This window comes from Curtobacterium sp. RIT-PI-V (assembly GCF_025642935.1).
GTDB lineage: Bacteria > Actinomycetota > Actinomycetes > Actinomycetales > Microbacteriaceae > Curtobacterium.
Genome location: NZ_JANZKM010000041.1, coordinates 1 through 18749 on the forward strand (window position 1 = coordinate 1; position 18749 = coordinate 18749).

Consider the following 18749-nt stretch of genomic DNA (forward strand, 5'->3'; position numbering starts at 1 on the left):
GACGTGGTCGCTGCCGACCGTGCCGGCGGCGAGCGCCGCGGCGGCGCGTTCCGTGTGGCTCGGCGGGTTCGACGGCACGTCGGACGGACGACCCTCGTCGTTCAGCTTGCGGAGCTCGGGGACGATGTCCGTTGCCAGGATGTCGATCTGCTCGAGCACGGTCTTGAGCGGCAGACCCGCGTGGTCGATCAGGAACAGCTGTCGCTGGTAGTGGCCGACGTGGTCCTTCATCGCCGCGTACCGGTCGATGACCTGCTGCGGCGAACCGACCGTGAGCGGGGTCTGAGCGGCGAAGTCCTCCATCGAGGGGCCGTGGCCGTAGACCGGGGCGTTGTCGAAGTAGGGCCGGAACTCGTTGACCGCGTCCTGCGAGTTCTTGCGGGCGAAGAACTGCCCGCCCAGACCGACGATCGCCTGGTCGGCACGGCCGTGACCGTAGTGCTCGAAGCGCTGGCGGTACAGCCCGACCATCTGCTCGGTGTGCTGGATCGGCCAGAAGATGTTGTTGTGGAAGAAGCCGTCGCCGTAGTACGCGGCCTGCTCCGCGATCTCGGGCGTGCGGATCGAGCCGTGCCAGACGAACGGGGGAACGCCGTCGAGGGGGCGCGGCGTCGAGGTGAAGCCCTGCAGCGGCGTGCGGAACTTGCCCTGCCAGTTGACGACGTCGTTCTCCCAGAGCTGGCGGACGAGCGCGTAGTTCTCGATGGCCAGGTTGACGCCCTGGCGGATGTCCTGCCCGAACCACGGGTAGACCGGGCCGGTGTTGCCGCGACCCATCATGAGGTCCATGCGGCCGTCGGAGATCACCTGGAGCATCGCGTACTCCTCGGCGATGCGCACCGGGTCGTTCGTGGTGATGAGTGTCGTGCTCGTCGAGAGCGTGATGTCCTTCGTCTTCGCCGCGAGGTAGGCCAGCAACGTGGTCGGCGACGAGGCGACGAACGGCGGGTTGTGGTGCTCGCCGGTGGCGAAGACGTCGAGCCCGGCCTGGTCGGCGTGCTGCGCGATGGTGAGGATGTCACGGACGCGCTGCGTGTCGTCCGGCGTGGTGCCGGTCGTGGGGTCGGTCGTGACGTCACTGACCGTGAAGATGCCGAACTGCATGTTGCGCCGCCTTTCGCGATATCGATGCGTTTGCATCGACTTGCTGGGTACAACGTAGCGTACGCCGGTGCATTCCCACCAGGGCGTCAGCGCGCTGCGGGCAGTGCGGCGGGGTCGGTCCGGGCCGCGTGGTGCATGCCGTCGAGGAACCACACCGCGGTCACCACCGCCAGGACGCTCGCGCTCGAGGCCAGTCGTCCGGCCATCAGGATCGCGGCGTGGTCGTGCGCGCCGTCCCCCGTCAGGCCGACGACGAGCGCGGCGACGCCGACGGCCAGCGTGACCCCGGTCGCGACGAGCAGGACGACGCTGACCACCCGGCGCGGTCCCCGTCGGCCGTCCCGGTCGCCCCGGAGTCCCCGGTCGACCCTCGGACCGAACGCCCGGACGACGCCGAGCCAGAACATCGCGATCGCGCACGCCCCGATGATGTCGCTCACCCGGTGCCAGCCGTAGACGACCGTCTGGTTGGCGACGAAGACCGCGTAGGCGGCACCCAGCAGGGTGACGATCGGCCGGAAGCGACGGGGCGTGACCATCAGGACGGCGAACAGTGCGGCCAACGCGATGGTCGCGTGGCCCGAGGGGAACGAGTTCGGCGTCGTCGACTGGGCGATCTCCGGGCGCTCGGCGATACGCTTGACGAGCGTCGAGGTGGCCGCCGACGCGAGCACCACTGCACCCGCGCCGAGCCCCACCGAGAGCCGTCGCCTGGCGAACGCCACCGCGACGATCACGACAACGAGCAACAGGATCACCGGCACCGAGATGACGTTGAGCGCAGTGTCCGAGCTGAACAGGTCGGACTCACGGACCCCGCCGAGCGCGGCGTCCTCCATGCGCTGCCCCACCGGCGTCAGCACCGCGGCCGCGTAGACGGAAGGTACGATCACGAACCCCAGAGCCGCCAGCACACCCCACCGCAACCGCCGCGAGACGCTCGGTCCACGCGACTCCGGTGCATTGCGCTCGGGTGTCAAGGTCACCGGGCTGGTCCTCCTCGGAGTGGTCGTCGTCGGTCTCGTCGCACGCCTGGTGACGGCGCTGCGATTCGGACGGTCGGGGTCGGACACGATACCGTTGGCTCACCGGCCGGAGGCTGGGAACCGCGCGGCCGTCACCCGCGGATCCCGCGCTGTGCCGCTCAGTGCCGCGCCGCGCAGTCCGGCGGGCACCGCCGGACTGACGCACGTCGCGTCGGCAGTGTACGAGGAGGAGACCGAAGTGGCCATCAAGGAACCGGGCATCACCGCCTCACCGAACCGCGGGCTCGCGCTCACGGTCGGTGGCGTCCTCGCACTCTGGGGCATCCTGGGCTTCTTCTTCGCGGCTGACGGCGACCCCGGCTTCTTCAGCCGCCAGGGCGGGATGCTCTGGAACGCCTTCGGGGTGAACCCGCCGCTCGCCCTCATCTGGGTGCTGCTCGCCGCGGTCCTGCTCATCACCGGCCTCGGCACCACCATCGGTTCGCGGAACGGCAACCTGGTCGTCGGCGCCGTGCTCGTCGTACTGGCCGTCTACGGCTTCGTCTTCGTGAACACCTCGGCGAACATCTTCGCGCTGAACACCACCGACAACGTGTTCCACGCCATCGTCGGTGTCGTCCTGCTGCTGACGGCGCTCGGTGCCGACAAGGAGAACCTCCGCGCGCTGCGTGCGGCGGCTCGCGCCTGACGCTCTGACACGATCCCCGACGCCCGTCTGCCGCTCCGGCAGGCGGGCGTCGTCGTGCGGGCGGAGCGAGTGCGAGGAGCGGGGGTGCGGGGCGTGGGTGCGGGGCGTGGGGGCGTCAGGCGTCGTCGTCGGAGTCGTCGTCCGGTTTCGGCTTCCGGGCTTCGAGTGCCGTCGCGACGATGCGTGGCGCCTCGGACATGAAGCGTCGGACGTCCGTGTCGACGATGATGTCCTGTGGCCGCAGGGGCCGGGTCAGGTACAGCCCCTCGAGCGAGGTCAGGCGTGACAGCGCGACGTAGGTCTGTCCGGCGCTGAAGACCCGGTTGCCCAGGTCGACCACCGCGCGGTCGTAGGTGCTGCCCTGGGACTTGTGGATCGTCACCGCCCAGGCGAGCCGCAACGGGAACTGCTGGAACTCACCGACGGTGTCCTTCTTGAGTTCCTTCTTGTCGGCGTCGTAGGAGTACTTGAACTTCTCCCACACCGACGGCTGGACCTCGAACGATTCTCCGTCGACGTCGACCCACACCGTGTCACGGATCGCCGTAACGATGCCGAGCGTCCCGTTCACCCACCGCTGGTCGGCGTCGTTGCGCAGGAACATCACGTGCGCGCCCGGCTTGAGCTCGAGGGCTTCGTCGGCCGGGAAGTTCCGCCCGCCGAAGTCGCCGTTGACGTCGGCCTTCGCGGTCTTCACCTTGCCGGGCAACCGCTCGAGCGCCGCCTTGTTGATGCGTGCGACGGTGTCGTTCCGGGTGGCGAGGGTGATGGCGTCGTCGGGTGAGGGTCGGGCGCCCGCGGTGTTCAGCTGGTCCGCGATCTCGGCCGTGACCCGGCCGTGCCGCACCGCCGTGAGCATGGCGGCGAAGGCGTCGTCGCGCTGGCGGTGCACGGTGGCGAGCTCGATGATGTTCAGCTTCGCCTCGAGCCACACCTTGGCGTCGAAGAACCACATCGACCGGTAGTGGTCGGTGAAGTAGGCGCGTTCGTCGGCACCACCCGGGACCGGCGGCAACTGGTAGGGGTCGCCGAACATGACCACCTGGACACCGCCGAACGCCTCGAACTGCCGCCCGCGGGCCTTGCGGAGCGAGCGGTCCATCCCGTCGAGCAGGTCGGCGTTCACCATCGAGACCTCGTCGATCACCAGGGTGTCGATGGTGTTCAGGAGCTTGCGGGTGTCCGGCCCCTGGCGCAGCTCGGCGTCGGCGATGAGCCCGATCGGCAGGCGGAACAGCGAGTGGATCGTCTGACCACCGACGTTCAGGGCCGCGACCCCGGTCGGTGCGCAGATCACGACCTGCTTCTCGGTGTTCCACGACAGGTGGTTGAGCAGGGTCGACTTGCCCGTGCCGGCACGACCGGTGATGAAGACGTGGTCACGGGTGTGCTCGATGTACTCGAAGACGGCCCGCTGCTCGTCGCTGAGCTCGACGCTCATCGTGCGTCCTGCTCGAGGGTGCGCCCGTCCGCTCCGAGCGTGCGAGCCGGCGATCCGGCACGCCGCAGCTGCACGAGCACCACCACGACGACCGCCAGCAGGAGCAGCACCCCGGCGGCCACGAGCACGAGCCCACCACGGGCCTGGTCGACGAGCGGATCGGGGCCCCACGTCCGCCCCATCGCCCCGAACCACGACGCCTGCAGCAGTCCGAGCGGCCCGCGCATCGCGACGCCGAGCGACACCGCTCCGGCGGCGACGACCGCGGCCCCGACGATCCGGACGACCGCCGCACCGCGGGTCGGGTGATGCTGGCCCGCTGCGATCGGTGTGAAGAGCGTCGGCATCGCCAGGAGCCCGACGAGCAGGAAGCCCACGTCGATGACCGTGCGCCCCGTGGAGTCGCTCACCGACCACCGGACGGCGTCGGTGGCGAAGTACGCCCACCACACCGCCGCGGCGAGCAGGAACGCGGGGAAGGGCTGCACGAGGTAGCGGACCGCAGCGTTGTCGACCAGCACACCGGTCCACTCGCGCACCCCGGTGCTGTCGTCGTCGCGCGGGTGGACCGCGGCCCGGATGAGCACGACCGGAGCCGCCGCCCACACCAGCGCCGGCACCACCAGGCCGAGCAGCACGTGCGCGCCGACGTTCGCCGACACCAGGAACCGGTCGTACTGGTGCAGCGAACCGGACGTCGCGACGACGAGCGAGACGATCGCCAGGGCCGCCGCCACCGAACGGTGCACCGGCCAGCGGACCCCGGCGCGGCGCAGGCGCACGACACCGGCGGCGTACGTCGCGGCGAGCAGCACGGCGGCCATCAGCCAGAACAGGTCGATGTTCCACTGCGTCAGCCAGCCCCAGGCCCCGGGCGCGTGCGGCAGCAGGTCGTCGGTGAGCAGCTCAGCAGGGCTCGGGTCGGTCGTCTTGCTCAGCGCGATCTGGTCGACCGGAGTGGCCGTGCGTCCGAGCGCCGCGGCGAAGCCCGATGCGACGCCCATCACGGCGAGCTCGACCACGATCAGGGTCCAGAACGGGCGGTGCCGTGCCGGCGCCTCGGTCAGGGAGCGGATCGCGCGCCGACGCTGCACGGCACCGAGGACCCCGATCGCCACGATGGCGCCGATCTTGACCAGCACGAGGGTGCCGTACGGCGTGAACAGGTTCGACAGGGCACCCACGCGGATCTGTGCCGAGGCGACACCCGACACCGCCACGAGCACGAAGCACCCGAGCGCGATGCTCGAGTACCGCGCGACGACCACGGCCAGGCGATCACCGGGCAGCACGCCGCGCAGGAGCACGAGCATGGTCAGGCCACCGACCCAGAGCGCGGCGCCGACCAGGTGCAGCCCGAGGGCGGTCACGGCGGCGTCGTGGCTCGCGGTGCCCGCGGCGTGGCCCTGCTGTGCGAGCGGGACGAGGCCGATCATCGAGATGCCGGCGGTCAGGGCGACCATGCCCCGGGAGCGGACGGCGAAGCAGAGCACCGTGACGGCGGCGGCGACGAGCACCGTCACGAGCCAGGCGAGCCCGAGGTCCGTGCCGGTGAGGAACACGCCCATCGACTGGCCGAACTGCTCGTCGATGCTGATCTTCGAACCGGCGACGCTCAGGAACGTGAAGAAGGTGGTGACCGCGGACGACACCGTCCAGAGCCCGCTGGCGGCAGCCGCGACGTCGATGGCACGGTTCCACTCCGGACCGGAGCGCGAGAGTCCGACGGTGGCCAGCGCGAGACCGCCGATCGTCGCAGCGGCGGACAGGTCCACGACCAACCGGGAGATCGGCAGACCGAAGCGGACCAGGGCACCGGGGTCGGCGATCAGCGCTGCGTTCGCACCACCACCGATGACGAGTGCCGTGAGCAGCGCCACGAACCCGACGAGCAGGAGCACGGCGGGACCGGCGATGCGCGCGATCCGATTCACCCGTCAAGCCTAGGCGGTGCCCACCCGGCCACCGAACCGGCCGGGCCGACCTGTGGGAACCGGCACGGGCCTCCCGGTCGACGCGGCAGGACGAACGCGACCCGACGCGACCCGAGCCGGCCCGACGAACGCGCCCCGGGAACGACGAAAGGGACGGCCGAAGCCGTCCCTCCCGATGCGCGGAACAGTCTTACTTGACCGCAGCCTTGAGCTTCGAGCCGGCGCTGACCTTGACCGAGTCGCTCGCGGCGATCTCGATGGCCTCACCCGTCTGCGGGTTGCGGCCGGTGCGGGCGGCGCGGTGCGTCTTCTCGAAGGCGATCCAACCGGGGATCGTGACCTTCGTGCCGTCCGCGACGGACGACGAGACGACGCTGAAGAGCGCGTCGACGACGCCGTTGACGGTGGCCTGGCTCTGGCCGGACTCGGCGGCGACGGCAGCGACGAGCTCGGTGCGGTTCAGTGACTTGTCAGCCATGGATGTCCTCCTCGGACTTCTTGCAGTATCGGTCGGACGCACGTGTCGTCCGGCGCCCGGAGCGGTTGCCCCGTGCCACGGTGCCAGTGGGCCGAGGGCCCGGCGGAACCGGAGTTGAACCTACCAGCCACCGGGGGTGAAAACCGCCGACTCGCCCGGATTTCCGGGGTTGTCGGGGCTTCGAGGGGGTGCTGGAGGGGCAGATGTGACCACTGAGGCGCCCTTGTACCCCGGACACAGCGAACGCCCCGCCACCAGGAGGTGACGGGGCGTCGGGTACTGCGAGTGCTTACCAGGAGCTCTTCGTGATGCCGGGGAGCTCTCCACGGTGGGCCATGTCCCGGAAGCGGACACGGCTGATGCCGAACTCGCCCAGGTGGCCACGGGGGCGGCCGTCGATCGCGTCGCGGTTGCGGTAGCGGATCGGGGATGCGTCGCGGGGCAGCTTCTGCAGGCCCACGCGAGCGGCCTCACGCGACTCGTCGGAGCCGTTCGGGTCCACGAGGGCCTTCTTCAGCTCGAGACGACGCTCGGCGTAGCGCGCGATGATGACGGCACGCTGGTTGTTCTTCGCGATCTTGCTCTTCTTCGCCATGCTTAGCGCTCCTCACGGAAGTCGACGTGCTTGCGGATCACCGGGTCGTACTTCTTCAGCACGAGACGGTCGGGGTTGTTCCGACGGTTCTTCTTGGTCACGTACGTGAACCCGGTGCCCGCCGTCGAGCGGAGCTTGATGATCGGACGGATGTCCTGACCCTTTTTCGCCATCAGATCTTCTCCCCACGGGCGAGGACGTCCTTGACGACGGACTCGATGCCCCGTGCGTCGATGACCTTGATGCCCTTAGCGCTGACGTTGAGCGTCACGTTGCGACGCAGCGACGGCACGTAGTACGTCTTCTTCTGCACGTTCGGGTCGAAGCGGCGCTTCGTCCGGCGGTGCGAGTGCGAGATGTTGTGACCGAAGCCGGGAACGGCGCCGGTCACCTGGCACACTGCTGCCATGGTTTCCTCCTGAGGTACCGTGCGACCGGACGGCCGCACCCAAGTTCACTTGCCTGGTGCGCACGCGCAGGACCACCGGAGTGGTGCATGCGAGGGGGTTGTGCACACCGCCCAGGCCCGCAGCCCCTGTCGAAGGGGAACGGACACCACGCGACCGCGGCGTTCGCGACGGTCGGAGGGCTTGGAACAACGGGTCCACCACGCGGACGTGGAGGACCAAGGGATGAGCTTACGCGAGCTCCGGGCGTGTCGCAAGCGCACGCACCATGAGCTCGCCGAGTTCGAGCGGCGCCGTGAACATCGGCCAGTGTCCGGTCTCGAGTCCGACGATGCTGAGCTCCTCGGTCGCGACGAGTTCCTCGGCCCAGGTCTGGTGGTCGGCCACCATCGTCGCGAGCTCGGTCGCCGGGATCTCGCAGGTGATCACCGTCGCGGGGATCGTGTGCCGGGCGGCGTCGGCGTAGTGGAACCGGTCGGACGGCACGGCTGCCGGCTCCGGGATCGCCCGGTGCTCGAAGGACTCCCGCAACGCCGGCGACATCCCGCGCACCGTGGCCGGCTCCCAGACGTCCCACGACGGCAACGGCACCACACCGTCGACCACGGGCAGCTCGTCGTTCACGCAGCCGCCGGCGGGACCGGGGAACGTGTCGACGTAGAGCAAGTGCGCGACGAGCGAGGGCCGCTGGTCGGCAGCCATGTACGCGATCGGCCCGGCGCCGGAGTGACCGGCGAGCACGACGGGCTCGTCCGGGCTGGCGACGTCGTCCAGGCGCTCCACGAGCGCCGCGACCTGCTCGTCGAGCGTGTCACCGTCGCGGGTGATCGCCTCGACGGTGTGACCCGCCTGCAGCAGCACCGGGGCGACGTCGTCCCACGCGCTCGCATCGAGCCAGAACCCGGGGACCAGGATGACGTGCATTGCCCGGACGCTACTCGCCGGCGGCGTCGCCGGGCCGCGGTCCCGCTGCGGCGGCAGATGCCGTGCACACCGCGCACTCGCCGAAGATGTCGACGACGTGGCTGGCGTTCGTGAACCCGTTCGCCGCGGCGACGTCCTGCGCCCACTGTTCGACGGGGTCGGCCTCGATCTCGACGGTGCGGCCGCAGTTCCGGCAGATCAGGTGGTGGTGGTGGGCGTCCGTCGTGCAGGCCCGGTACAGCGATTCGCCGTCCTGCTGCAACGAGTCGGCGTCACCCTCGGTCGCCAGGTCGGCGAGCGCCCGGTAGACGGTGGCGAGGCCGATCGTCGAGCCCTCGTCCCGCAGGTGCTGGTGCAGCGCCTGCGCGCTGACGAACCCCTCGGTGGAGTCGAGGGCACCACGCACCGCTTCGCGCTGCCACGTGTTCCGCTTGACCTTCTGCACGGCGTTCATGCTGGTGCACCCACCTTCGTTTTGACTGACGTTCCGGCTCCGGTTCCGGTTCCGTCTGTTCCGGTTCCGTTCGTTCCGGACAGGAGGCCCGGTGCGCCCCCGCCACGCTGGTCGCGGCGGACGACCCGGTCGCGTCCACGGCGGTCACGCCTGGCCCCGACGATCCGGCAGGCCACCCAGATCGCGAACGAGATGGTCGTCACGTAGGGGCTGATCGGCAGTCCGCCGCCGAGTGCCAGCAGGATGCCACCGACGACCGACACCACGGCGAACACCGTGGACAGCACCGGCACCACGACCGGGTGCGAGCTGAGCCGCAGTGCCGCAGCGGCCGGGGTGACGAGCAGCGACAGCACGAGCAGGGCGCCGACGATCTGCACCGACACCGCGGTGGCCAGGCCGAGGACGAGCATGAACACGATCGCGAGCGTCCGCACCGGGATGCCGGCGGCCGCGGCCACGTCGGGGTCGACCGACGCGAACATGAGCGGCCGCCAGATGACGAGCAGGGTCGCGACCACGATGGCGGCGATGACGATGAGGAACGTCAGCTGCGGGTTGTCCACCGACACGATCTGGCCGGTGAGCAGCCCGAACTTGTTGGCCGCACGCCCCTTGTAGAGCGCCAGGCACAGGATGCCGAGCCCGAGGCCGAACGGCATGAGCACGGCGATGATCGAGTTGCGGTCACGAGCGCGCGAGCCGAGCACCCCGATGAGCAGCGCCGCGATCACCGACCCGACGAGCGAGCCCGTGACGACGTTGACGCCGAGCAGCAGGGACGCGCTCGCGCCGGCGAAGGACAGCTCCGAGATGCCGTGCACCGCGAAGGGCATGTTCCGGGCCACGACGAACGGGCCGATGAGCCCGCCGACGATGCCGAGCACCGCGCCGGCCCAGATCGAGTTCTGCACCAGGGTCACGAGCTCGCCGTAGTCCTGGAACGAGAAGACCGTCGACAGGACGTCCATCAGATCCGCCCTTCGTCCGACGCCGGGGCGTGCGGGTCGACCTCGCCGTGGTGGTGGTCGTGCGCGTCGTTCGCGCCGACGATGACGATGCGGCCCATCGTGCGGACGACGTCGACGGGGGTGCCGTACAGGTCGCTCAGGACGTCGGCGCGCAGGACGTCGTCCGGGGATCCGATCCGGAACCGGCCGCCGGCGATGTACAGGACCCGGTCGACGACGTCGAGGATCGGGTTCACGTCGTGCGTCACGAAGAGCACGGCCGCATCGTGCTGCCGACGCTGCCGGTCGATGAGCTCGGTGACGCCGCGCTGGTGCCGCAGGTCGAGTGAGATGAGGGGTTCGTCGCACAGCAGCAGTGCCGGGTCGGCGGCGATGGCCTGACCGACGCGGGTGCGCTGCTGCTCGCCGCCGGACAACTCGGCCACCGGGGCGTCCGCGAACGCGGTGGCGCCGACCTCGTCGAGGATGCGGTCGATGCGGGCGCGGTCGGCCTTCGACGTCGGCAGGACGCCCCACCGGTGCCCCGTCACACCCTGCGCGATCATGTCCCGCGCGCGCAGCGGGGTACCGGCCTCCATGAGCCGCTGCTGCGGGATGTAGCCGATCTTGCGGTGCCCACGACGGACGGGCTGATCGAGGAACGACATCGTGCCGCTCGTCAGGCGCTGCTGCCCGAGCACCGTGCGCAGGAGCGAGGTCTTGCCGGCGCCGTTCGGGCCGAGGACCGCGACGAACTCCCCCGGCGCGATGTCCAGGTCCAGGTGTCCCCAGAGCTTCCGTTCGCCGAAGGACAGCCCGGCGTCGCGCAGGGCCAGGACCGGACGGGCCGCAGCCCGGTCGTCCACCGAGGTGGTCGCCGGGCTGTCGGTCGTCGCTGCTGCGGTCGAGGTCGTCACTTCTGGAGCGCCGCCTGCACCGCGTCGATGTTCGCCTGCTGCCACGAGACGTAATCCTGCCCCTTGGGGAGCGTCTCCGTGACACCGACCACCGGGACGTCGTTCTGGTCGGCGGCCTTCTTGACCTGTTCGGTCTCGGCGCTCGAGGTCTGGTCGTTGTAGGCGAGCATCTCCACGCTCTTGCCGCTGAACAGCGCGAGGGTGTCCTTGAGGGCTGCCGGCGGGACGTCGTCGCCCTCCTCGATCGCCTCGGAGAACGCCTCGGGGGTGACGTTGTCGAGACCGATCGCGTCGAAGAGGTAGCCCGGCACCGGCTCGGTGTACGCCACCTTCTCACCGTCGTACGACTTCTTCAGGTCGGCGGTCTGCGACTCGAGGTCCTCGAGCTTCGTGGTGAGTGCGTCGGCGTTCTCCTCGAACGTGGCCTCGTCGCCCGCATCGAGCGCGGACAGGCGCTTCGTGACGTCGTCGACGAGCTTCACCATCGTCGGGTAGCTGTAGAACACGTGCTCGTTGAACTCGGCGTCGCCGCCCTTGTCCAAGCCGGAGAGCTGCACGACGTTGATGGTGTCGGCCTTGGTGTCCGAGGCGTCGGCGAGCGTGGTCATGAAGTCGTCGTACCCGCCGCCGTTCTCGATGAGCAGGTCGGCCTTCGACACCGCGAGCTGGGTGCGGGCGCTCGACTCGAACGAGTGCGGGTCCTGCGAGGGGTCGTTCAGGATGCTCGTGACCGACACCTGGTCGCCACCGATCGACTGGACGATCGAGCCGTAGACGTTGGTCGAGGCGACGACGGCGATCTTCCCGTCGCTGCTGGCGTTGCCCGAGGCCGAGGAGGTCGCGCAGCCCGTCAGGGCGAGCGCGGCGGCGCCGGCGACGAGCGGGAGGGCGAGGAGGCGGTTGTGCATGCTCCGACGGTAGCGCTTGCTGATAACGATTGTCAAAACCGGTATCGGCGCTCTGGTGGTGACGACAGACGGACAGGAGGCGCGGTGCCAGCTGGCACCGCGCCTCCTGTCCGTCACATGGTGACGTCTACGGCTTGGTGGCCGCGTCGATCGTGTTCTCGGCGATCGTGTCCTCTTCACGCCCGGGCGTGCGGAGGTTCCACTTCTTGATGACGAAACTGAACAGGAAGTAGTAGACGACGGCGTAGCCGAGGCCGATCGGGATGAGCCAGATCGCCCCGTCCGCCTTGCCGAAGTTCAGCACGAAGTCGATCGCACCGGCCGAGAAGGAGAACCCGTCGCGGATCCCGAGTGCGTTGACCAGCGCCAGCGACGAACCGGTGAGCACCGCGTGGATGACGTACAGCGGGAACGCCACGAACATGAACGAGTACTCGAGCGGCTCAGTGATGCCGGTCACGAACGAGGTGAGGGCGGCGGAGAGCATGATGCCACCGACGAGCTTGCGGTTCTGCGGCTTGGCGTTGCGCCAGATCGCGAGGGCACCGGCGGGCAGCGCGAACATCATGATCGGGAAGAACCCGGTCTGGAAGATGCCAGCGGTCGGGTCACCCGCCAGGAAGCGCTGGATGTCACCGTGGTAGGTGACGCCACCGGTCGAGAAGCTGCCGAGCTGGAACCACGGGAAGAAGTTGAGCAGCTGGTGCAGGCCGATCGGGATGAGCATGCGGTTGACGAACCCGAAGACGCCGCCACCGATCACCGCGTTGTCGGCGACGGCCTGGCCGGCGGCCGTGAGCGCGATGTCGAAGTAGCGGTAGACGAACGACATGAGCACGGCGATGATGAGCGCGGCTGCAGCAGTCAGGATCGGGACGAGGCGCCGGCCGGAGAAGAACCCGAGGAAGTCGGGCATCTTCGTCCGGTGGAACTTCTCCCACAGCACGGCGGACACGAGGCCCATCACGATGCCGCCGAGGACACCGAAGTTGATGGTGGCCTGGTCGCCGTTGGCGTCCTTCACCCCGGCGAGGACGATCGGCGACATCGCCGCGAACACCTGGTACATGACCATGTAGCCGACGACGGCCGCGAGCGCGGTCGTGCCGTCCGACTTCTTCGCCCAGCCGATCGCGATGCCGACCGCGAAGAGCAGCGGCAGCCAGGTGAACACACCGTTGCCCGCGGCGGCGATGATCGTCGCGCCCTGCTCGAAGCCGGGGATGGCGCCGAGCATGTCGGACTGACCGAGGCGCAGCAGGATGCCCGCGGCGGGCATGACCGCGATCGGCAGGAGCAGGCTCCGCCCGAGGCGCTGCGCTTGCGCGAACAGCCGGGACTGCTTCTTCGGCTTCTTCTTCTCCGGCACGTCCGTGGCAGTGGTGGCGCTCATCGGAGGTCCTCTCGTCATTGGGTGGAGCTGTCGGGGTGAGTTGAGTCGTGCAGCCAGCGCAGGTAACCTCGGCGGTGTCGCCAGGTCCGGTCCTGTCCGGTCATGACCAGTTCCGTAGTCTGAACCGAGACCGGTCCCGTGTCAACCTGTTGCGAGAACCCTTAACGAGGAGGAAACGATGGCCGACATCAAGGCAGCCGACATCATCGCCGCGCTCGGCGGTGCCGACAACATCGAAGAGGTCGAGGGCTGCATCACGCGCCTCCGCGTCGAGGTCGAGGACGGTGACCTCGTCGACAAGGCCGCGCTGCAGGCCGCGGGCGCTCAGGCCGTCGTCGGTGGCGGCACCGGCTGGCAGGTCATCGTCGGCACGGTCGCCGACAACCTCGCGCAGGACATCCAGGACGAACTGTGACGAGCGTCCGGACCCCGTTCGCCGGCCCGGTCGTCGCCCTCGCTGACGTACCGGATCCGGTGTTCGCCGGCCAGCTCGTCGGCGCCGGTGTGGCCGTGGACCCGACGGGCGTCGAGGGCGCGGTCACCGCGGTGGCCCCGGTCGACGGCACCATCGTGAAGCTGCACCCGCACGCGTTCGCGCTGCAGGGCTCGGCGGGCACGGACGTGCTCGTCCACGTCGGCATCGACACCGTGAAGCTCGCGGGCGAGGGCTTCGAGCTCCTCGCGGCCGAGGGCGCGACGGTCACTGCCGGCGACCCCGTCGTCCGGTTCACCCCGTCGGTGATCTCGGCCGCCGGCTACTCGCCGATCTGCCCCGTCGTGGTGCTCGGCTCCGCGCCGGACACCGTCGATGAGGGCGCGGTGGGCACCTCGGTGCTCGACGGCGACACCCTGTTCGAGGTCTGACCCGGGCCCACCCCGGTCCTTCCCCGGTTCTTCCCGCCGAAGCGACTGTGTACCGCGAACTGTTCGCGGCACACAGTCGCTCTCGCGTACCCGGGCGGAAACTCAGGCGACCGCAGGGGTCGCGGTGACCTCCATCTGCACGCGGTAGCGGTCCGAGCGGTACCAGCTGCGGGTGTGCTCCACGGGGCGCTCCCCCGCGTACGACACCCGGTCGAACTCGAGCACCGGGGCACCGGTCTTCGTGCCGAGCAGGGTCGCGACGTCGTCGGCGGCCGGGTTCGCGGCCACCGTCTGCTGTGCCCGGTCGATCGGGGTGCCGTACTCGTTCGCGATGATCGAGTACACCGACCCGGACAGGTCGTGGTCGAGCAGGCCCGGGAACGCATCGGCCACGAGCCAGGCGTCGTCGATCGACACCGGAGCGCCGTCCGCCATCCGGAGTCGCTTCACGTGGAAGGCCGACACCTCGGCGTCGAGCCGCAGGGCCGCCACGGTGTCGCTCGGCGGCACGCGCTCCTCGCGCACCAGGACGACGGTGGTCGGCACGTGGCCCATCGCCCGCATCTCCTCGGTGAACGACGCCAGGTGCAGCGTCGACTGCACGGGGCGGTGCGCCACGAAGGTGCCCTTGCCGCGCACTCGCTCGAGGTAGCCCTCGTTGACGAGCTGCCCGAGGGCTTCGCGCACGGTGATCCGCGAGACGCCGTACTCGGCGATGAGCTGGCGTTCGGACGGGATCGCGGCGCCGGGGGCCAGGCGTGCGGTGGCGAGGTCGAGCAGGATGCGCCGCAACTGCTGGTGCTTCGGTTCGGCACCCTCGGTGATGCGGCTCGTCATGCGTCCCTCGTGCTCCGTTGCTGGTCCTGGGTGGTGGTCATGCGCGGACATGACCAGTTCCCATCACAGTAGCGAGTCGACCTCGGAACGCCAACGTGCGTGACGATCCGCGAGGACCGGCGGGAGGTTCAGGCGTTGTGGACGAGCCAGGCGAACTGTTCGTCGGAGAGCAGCCGGTCGGTCCAGACCTGCCCCTCGACCCCCGCGGCGGAGGACGTCTGCACACCGGGAGCCCCTTGCCACACGAGCGACAGTCCGGCACGACGGAGCACCGCTGCGGAGGCCGGGTTGTTCGTGAGCACGCGCCCCGTGACGGGGACGTCCGGTGCGGTGTCGGCAGCCGCGCGCACGGCAGCGAGGGCGATCTCGGAGGCGAAGCCCTGCCCCCAGGCGGAGGGTGCCAACCGGTACCCGAGGTTCCAGACCCCGCCGGCAGTCATGTCCACGCCGCCGACCCCGACGAACGCGTGATCGGCAGCGGTGCGGACGGCCCACGAGCCGAGTCCGTGTCGAGCCCGACCGCCGATCTTCCGCTGCACCATGTCCACGCTCGAGCTCCGGGCGACGTGCCGTCCGCTCGGCAGGTGCTGCCACGTCCGGGCGTCGAAGAACACCGCGTGCACGTCGTCGATGTCGGCCGGCGTGAGCGGGGTGAGCAGGAGGCGATCCGTTCGGATCTCCTGCGAGGGGGTCAGGAGCTGGTGGACCATGTCCCGATCATGCCCCGCACCACCGACATCCGTGTGAACACCACGCGACGTTTGCGGAACCCGGCTGATCCGCAGACCGGAACCGTTTCACTCTGACACCCTTTTCATTGTACAGTGAAAACGTGACTGTTCTCGAAAATCGAGCAGCTGCAGAAGCAGCACTCCGTGCAGCGCTCCCGCGCGGCTCCGTGTCCCTTCGCACGAGAGCCGACGGCGACTTCAGCGCGGTCTTGCCGGACGGGACGAGGAAGGCACTGCACCTCGCCTGGGCCGGGTACGGGTACCCGAGGGACGTCGAGCGGACGCTTCGCGACGAGCGCGTGATCGATGCACGCTCGAAGGAGGACCTCGTGGTCATCGCGGCCCGAACACTGTCGGACGGGGCTCGCCAGTTGTTGCGTTCGGAGGGGCTCTCCTGGCTCGGCCTCGACGGCTCGGCAGAACTGCGACTCGGCACGGTGTGGGTCGACCGGGACGGCAGCAGGACGAACCCAGCGCTCCGACCTGCGATCGGTTGGACCCGAGGCAGGGCAGACGTCGCAGAGGCTCTCTTGGCGATCATGGCGAAGCGGGAGCCAGAGCGTCCCGGAGCAGACGACGTTCCCGAAGTGGAGGCGCTGGCGGACCTGTCCGGCCGATCGCTGGGAACCGTCGCGAACACCCTCGCCTCGTTCGACGCCAACGGCTGGACAGCCCCAGGAAGGCAGTCGCGCAGTCGGATCGTCGCAAACGCTCCGGCACTCCTCGACTCGTGGGCGGAGTGGGAGTCCACCCAGCGGCGACGGTTCGACGGGTACCACTCGATCCACCGCGAACCGCAGCGCGTCATCGACGATCTCAGCGCCGCGTTCGGCCGGTCTCTCATCCTCACCGGAGCGGCTGCGAGCGAAGAGATCCGCCCGATGCTCACGGGGAGCTGGGTGGTGACTGCGTACGTCGACACGACGGACGGGTGGCCGGGGGTGGACCTCCGTACCCGGCGCGCGAAGATGATCCCCGCCGCAGCGCCTCGGATCCGCCTCGCGCCGGCTTCCCAGGTGATCGTCAAGACGAGGGGTCCTGGACACCTCGCCTGGGTTTCCTCCCCCGCTCGCACGTACGCGGACCTGCTCGCCGGCTCAGAACGCGAGCTCGAGGCCGCGGAAGCCTTCCGAGAGCTCGCTCTCCGGCAGTTCTCGTGAACGCGTCAGCTCCACGCAGCCGGGATGCGCGCGCACTCGCGGAAGCCGGGTTCGCCGCACTCCTCAAGGCAGTGGGCCCGAACCGCGGGCGGCTCCTGCTGATCGGCGGGCTCGTGCCCGAGCACCTGGTGCACTCGGACGAACCACACCAGGGCACCAACGACGTCGACATCCTCCTCGACATCGGTCTCGTCTACGACCGAGACGGCCTCGACTTCGCGTGGCTCGAGCAGGCGCTCGAGACCGCAGGGTTCGTCACGTCGACACCCAACACGGGGTGGCGATGGTTGAAGGAGATCAGTGGTTTCCCGATCCAGGTGGAGTTCCTGGTGGACGTCCCCGACAACCTGGACCAGGAGATCGCGCTACCGGGCGCCGAGACCCTGGGGGCCAAGAACCTCCGGGGTCCGGGGCCGGCGCTCCGGGACGTCCACGACACGGTTGTCGCCGGCGAGCGCGCGACTGTGACCGGGATCGGCGGGTACCTCTCCGCCAAGGGCGCGAGTGCGTACTGGCGCCGAGCGGACAAGGACCTCTACGACTTCGCCTGGGTGCTCGTCGCCGACCTCCGCTCAGGAGAACGGCGAGCGGCCAGAGCCGTGCAGCGAGTCCTGGACCCACTGACGGAACGCGACCGAGCCGACGCACTCCTCGCGGTCTGCGACCTGTTCAGCGGGCCCGGCGCGGTCGGCGCAACGACCTACGCCCGGCTGTCGATCGCGGCGGGCGGTGTCGATGCGACGGAGAACCTCGCCCTCGACGCTGTGGTCGCCGTCGGAGCCTTCCGCGCGGAACTCGCCGCGCTGCTCGACGACCGACGCGTCGGTCCCTGAACGCACTCAGTCGAGCAGGAGCGCCGGCTCCTCGAGCACCGAGGCCACGTCGTGCACGAAGCGCGACGCCACGTCGCCGTCCACCACGCGGTGGTCGAACGAGGCACCGATGGTCGTCACCATGCGCGACCGGACCTCGCCGTCGACGACCCACGGCTTCGGCTTGATCGTGCCCATGGCGACGATCGCGACCTCGCCCGGGTTGAGGATCGGGGTCCCGGTGTCCATGCCGAACACCCCGATGTTCGTGATCGACACCGTGCCGTTCGCCATCTGCTTCGGCGTCGTCTTGCCGTCGCGGGCGGTCAGGGTCAATTCCTCGAGCGCCTGCGCCAGCTCGAGCAGCGACATGTCCTGCGCGTCCTTGATGTTCGGCACGATGAGCCCACGCGGGGTCGCCGCGGCGATGCCGAGGTTCACGAAGTGGTGGACGATGATCTCGCGGTCGGTCCAGGTCGAGTTCACCGAACGGTTCCGGCGGACGGCCCAGATGACGGCCTTCGCGACGATGAGCAGCGGCGAGACCTTGACACCGGCGAACGTCGGCGAGGCCTTGAGCCGCTTGACGAACTCCATCGTGTGGGTCGCGTCGACGTCGACGAACAGCGACACGTGCGGTGCGGTGAACGCCGAGGTGGTCATCGCGGTCGCGATGGCCTTGCGGACGCCCTTGACCGGGATCGTCTCGCTGCGCACCTCACCCCACTCGGGCGTCTCGATGTTGCGGAAGACGCTGGCCTGCTTCGCGTGCCGGATGACGTCGTCGCGGGTGACCTCGCCCGCCAGTCCGGTGGCGACGATCTCGGTCAGCTCGACCCCGAGGTCCTTCGCGAGCTTGCGGATCGGGGGCTTCGCCAGCACGTTGGTCGCGGCGCTCTGCTTGCGCCCGGACCCCGAGCCGAGCGCGCTGATCGCCTCGGCGGTGCTGTCCTCACCGGGGTCGACGGCGGCTTCCGCCGCTGCTGCGGCATCCACACTGGAGGCACGGCTCGCCTCGGCCGCCAGGGCTGCGGCCCGGCGGGCGCCCGGCTTGCGACGCGACGGCGACGAGGTCGCGGAGCCGTAGCCGACGAGGACGGCGCCGGAGGACTCGTCCGTCCCGACGACGGAAGCGCCGTCGGCGACGGGCTGCACCGGCGCTGCCG

General features: G+C 69.7%; 22 protein-coding genes. 5 read left to right on the top strand and 17 right to left on the bottom strand.

Features of this window, described 5'->3' with window-relative positions; all coding sequences use genetic code 11:
- A partial coding sequence (locus OGL88_RS16870; RefSeq protein ID WP_263092211.1) for a CE1758 family FMN-dependent luciferase-like monooxygenase occupies positions 1 to 1104 on the bottom strand: 1104 nt, incomplete at its 3' end.
- An 86-nt stretch (positions 1105 to 1190) separates the two neighbouring features.
- Positions 1191 to 2090 carry a phosphatase PAP2 family protein gene (locus OGL88_RS16875; RefSeq protein ID WP_131844768.1) on the bottom strand — a complete coding sequence of 300 codons (900 nt, stop codon included), beginning with the start codon at positions 2088 to 2090 and terminating at the stop codon, positions 1191 to 1193.
- A 238-nt stretch (positions 2091 to 2328) separates the two neighbouring features.
- Between OGL88_RS16875 and OGL88_RS16880 the strand changes: the two genes are divergently transcribed.
- Positions 2329 to 2778, top strand: a complete 450-nt coding sequence (locus tag OGL88_RS16880; RefSeq protein ID WP_173169927.1) for a DUF4383 domain-containing protein — start codon at positions 2329 to 2331, stop codon at positions 2776 to 2778.
- Positions 2779 to 2893: 115 nt separating this feature from the next.
- On the opposite strand, the gene OGL88_RS16885 is transcribed toward OGL88_RS16880, so the two are convergent.
- From OGL88_RS16885 to OGL88_RS16940, 12 genes are all read right to left on the bottom strand, one after another.
- Positions 2894 to 4219 (bottom strand): ATP-dependent DNA helicase, encoded by a 1326-nt coding sequence (locus tag OGL88_RS16885; protein ID WP_194648368.1) that lies wholly within the window; start codon positions 4217 to 4219, stop codon positions 2894 to 2896.
- Entirely contained in the window at positions 4216 to 6153 is a 1938-nt protein-coding gene (locus tag OGL88_RS16890; protein WP_263055400.1) for a bifunctional copper resistance protein CopD/cytochrome c oxidase assembly protein, read from the bottom strand. The genes OGL88_RS16885 and OGL88_RS16890 overlap by 4 nt, the downstream gene beginning before the upstream one ends.
- A 190-nt stretch (positions 6154 to 6343) precedes the next feature.
- Positions 6344 to 6631 carry an HU family DNA-binding protein gene (locus tag OGL88_RS16895; RefSeq protein WP_111085379.1) on the bottom strand — a complete coding sequence of 96 codons (288 nt, stop codon included), beginning with the start codon at positions 6629 to 6631 and terminating at the stop codon, positions 6344 to 6346.
- Positions 6632 to 6920: 289 nt separating this feature from the next.
- On the bottom strand, positions 6921 to 7226 hold the full coding sequence (rpsN, locus tag OGL88_RS16900) for a 30S ribosomal protein S14 (RefSeq protein ID WP_111085378.1): 306 nt from the start codon (positions 7224 to 7226) through the stop codon (positions 6921 to 6923).
- Between the two features lie 2 nt (positions 7227 to 7228).
- Positions 7229 to 7399: a 50S ribosomal protein L33 gene (rpmG, locus tag OGL88_RS16905; protein ID WP_017886456.1), complete on the bottom strand. Its 171-nt coding sequence runs from the start codon at positions 7397 to 7399 to the stop codon at positions 7229 to 7231.
- Entirely contained in the window at positions 7399 to 7635 is a 237-nt protein-coding gene (rpmB, locus tag OGL88_RS16910) for a 50S ribosomal protein L28 (protein ID WP_111085377.1), read from the bottom strand. Before rpmB ends, rpmG begins: the two co-directional genes overlap by 1 nt.
- 229 nt (positions 7636 to 7864) lie before the next feature.
- On the bottom strand, positions 7865 to 8557 hold the full coding sequence (locus tag OGL88_RS16915) for an alpha/beta fold hydrolase (RefSeq protein WP_263055399.1): 693 nt from the start codon (positions 8555 to 8557) through the stop codon (positions 7865 to 7867).
- Between the two features lie 10 nt (positions 8558 to 8567).
- Positions 8568 to 9011, bottom strand: a complete 444-nt coding sequence (locus tag OGL88_RS16920) for a Fur family transcriptional regulator (RefSeq protein ID WP_263055398.1) — start codon at positions 9009 to 9011, stop codon at positions 8568 to 8570.
- Positions 9008 to 9982 carry a metal ABC transporter permease gene (locus OGL88_RS16925; protein ID WP_263055397.1) on the bottom strand — a complete coding sequence of 325 codons (975 nt, stop codon included), beginning with the start codon at positions 9980 to 9982 and terminating at the stop codon, positions 9008 to 9010. Before OGL88_RS16925 ends, OGL88_RS16920 begins: the two co-directional genes overlap by 4 nt.
- The gene (locus OGL88_RS16930; RefSeq protein ID WP_263092215.1) at positions 9982 to 10827 is read right to left on the bottom strand and encodes a metal ABC transporter ATP-binding protein; all 846 of its coding nucleotides are present in this window, start codon (positions 10825 to 10827) and stop codon (positions 9982 to 9984) included. The genes OGL88_RS16925 and OGL88_RS16930 overlap by 1 nt, the downstream gene beginning before the upstream one ends.
- 47 nt (positions 10828 to 10874) lie before the next feature.
- Entirely contained in the window at positions 10875 to 11786 is a 912-nt protein-coding gene (locus OGL88_RS16935; protein WP_263092212.1) for a metal ABC transporter solute-binding protein, Zn/Mn family, read from the bottom strand.
- Positions 11787 to 11913: 127 nt separating this feature from the next.
- Positions 11914 to 13179, bottom strand: coding sequence for a PTS transporter subunit EIIC (locus tag OGL88_RS16940; protein ID WP_205463710.1), 1266 nt, complete (start codon positions 13177 to 13179; stop codon positions 11914 to 11916).
- A gap of 178 nt (positions 13180 to 13357) precedes the next feature.
- On the opposite strand from OGL88_RS16940, the gene OGL88_RS16945 reads away from it, so the two are divergent.
- Both OGL88_RS16945 and OGL88_RS16950 read left to right on the top strand, forming a co-directional pair.
- Positions 13358 to 13594, top strand: coding sequence for a PTS transporter subunit EIIB (locus tag OGL88_RS16945; protein ID WP_071253138.1), 237 nt, complete (start codon positions 13358 to 13360; stop codon positions 13592 to 13594).
- Positions 13591 to 14043, top strand: a complete 453-nt coding sequence (locus tag OGL88_RS16950; RefSeq protein WP_263055394.1) for a PTS sugar transporter subunit IIA — start codon at positions 13591 to 13593, stop codon at positions 14041 to 14043. Before OGL88_RS16945 ends, OGL88_RS16950 begins: the two co-directional genes overlap by 4 nt.
- A gap of 102 nt (positions 14044 to 14145) precedes the next feature.
- Here the strand turns inward: OGL88_RS16950 and OGL88_RS16955 are convergent, their stop codons facing one another.
- Both OGL88_RS16955 and OGL88_RS16960 read right to left on the bottom strand, forming a co-directional pair.
- Complete coding sequence (locus OGL88_RS16955; RefSeq protein ID WP_123293453.1) at positions 14146 to 14880, bottom strand: GntR family transcriptional regulator; 735 nt, start codon at positions 14878 to 14880, stop codon at positions 14146 to 14148.
- A 128-nt stretch (positions 14881 to 15008) separates the two neighbouring features.
- A complete protein-coding gene (locus tag OGL88_RS16960; RefSeq protein WP_263055393.1) occupies positions 15009 to 15590 on the bottom strand; it encodes a GNAT family N-acetyltransferase in 582 nt (193 codons plus the stop codon).
- 122 nt (positions 15591 to 15712) lie between these two features.
- On the opposite strand from OGL88_RS16960, the gene OGL88_RS16965 reads away from it, so the two are divergent.
- Positions 15713 to 16771 carry a hypothetical protein gene (locus OGL88_RS16965; RefSeq protein ID WP_263092213.1) on the top strand — a complete coding sequence of 353 codons (1059 nt, stop codon included), beginning with the start codon at positions 15713 to 15715 and terminating at the stop codon, positions 16769 to 16771.
- Positions 16768 to 17604, top strand: coding sequence for a hypothetical protein (locus tag OGL88_RS16970; protein WP_263055391.1), 837 nt, complete (start codon positions 16768 to 16770; stop codon positions 17602 to 17604). Before OGL88_RS16965 ends, OGL88_RS16970 begins: the two co-directional genes overlap by 4 nt.
- Positions 17605 to 17610: 6 nt before the next feature.
- Here the strand turns inward: OGL88_RS16970 and OGL88_RS16975 are convergent.
- The coding region (locus OGL88_RS16975) for a dihydrolipoamide acetyltransferase family protein (protein WP_263092214.1) at positions 17611 to 18749 on the bottom strand (1139 nt) is incomplete at its 5' end.

Excerpts from the sequence above, each read along its gene's own strand:
- OGL88_RS16925 (WP_263055397.1), bottom strand. The coding sequence starts at position 9,982 with ATGGACGTCCTGTCGACGGTCTTCTCGTTCCAGGACTACGGCGAGCTC.
- OGL88_RS16935 (WP_263092212.1), bottom strand. The coding sequence starts at position 11,786 with ATGCACAACCGCCTCCTCGCCCTCCCGCTCGTCGCCGGCGCCGCCGCG.
- OGL88_RS16885 (WP_194648368.1), bottom strand. The coding sequence starts at position 4,219 with ATGAGCGTCGAGCTCAGCGACGAGCAGCGGGCCGTCTTCGAGTACATC.
- OGL88_RS16915 (WP_263055399.1), bottom strand. The coding sequence starts at position 8,557 with ATGCACGTCATCCTGGTCCCCGGGTTCTGGCTCGATGCGAGCGCGTGG.
- rpsN (WP_111085378.1), bottom strand. The coding sequence starts at position 7,226 with ATGGCGAAGAAGAGCAAGATCGCGAAGAACAACCAGCGTGCCGTCATC.
- OGL88_RS16945 (WP_071253138.1), top strand. The coding sequence starts at position 13,358 with ATGGCCGACATCAAGGCAGCCGACATCATCGCCGCGCTCGGCGGTGCC.
- rpmG (WP_017886456.1), bottom strand. The coding sequence starts at position 7,399 with ATGGCGAAAAAGGGTCAGGACATCCGTCCGATCATCAAGCTCCGCTCG.
- OGL88_RS16955 (WP_123293453.1), bottom strand. The coding sequence starts at position 14,880 with ATGACGAGCCGCATCACCGAGGGTGCCGAACCGAAGCACCAGCAGTTG.
- OGL88_RS16960 (WP_263055393.1), bottom strand. The coding sequence starts at position 15,590 with ATGGTCCACCAGCTCCTGACCCCCTCGCAGGAGATCCGAACGGATCGC.
- OGL88_RS16940 (WP_205463710.1), bottom strand. The coding sequence starts at position 13,179 with ATGAGCGCCACCACTGCCACGGACGTGCCGGAGAAGAAGAAGCCGAAG.
- OGL88_RS16920 (WP_263055398.1), bottom strand. The coding sequence starts at position 9,011 with ATGAACGCCGTGCAGAAGGTCAAGCGGAACACGTGGCAGCGCGAAGCG.
- rpmB (WP_111085377.1), bottom strand. The coding sequence starts at position 7,635 with ATGGCAGCAGTGTGCCAGGTGACCGGCGCCGTTCCCGGCTTCGGTCAC.
- OGL88_RS16895 (WP_111085379.1), bottom strand. The coding sequence starts at position 6,631 with ATGGCTGACAAGTCACTGAACCGCACCGAGCTCGTCGCTGCCGTCGCC.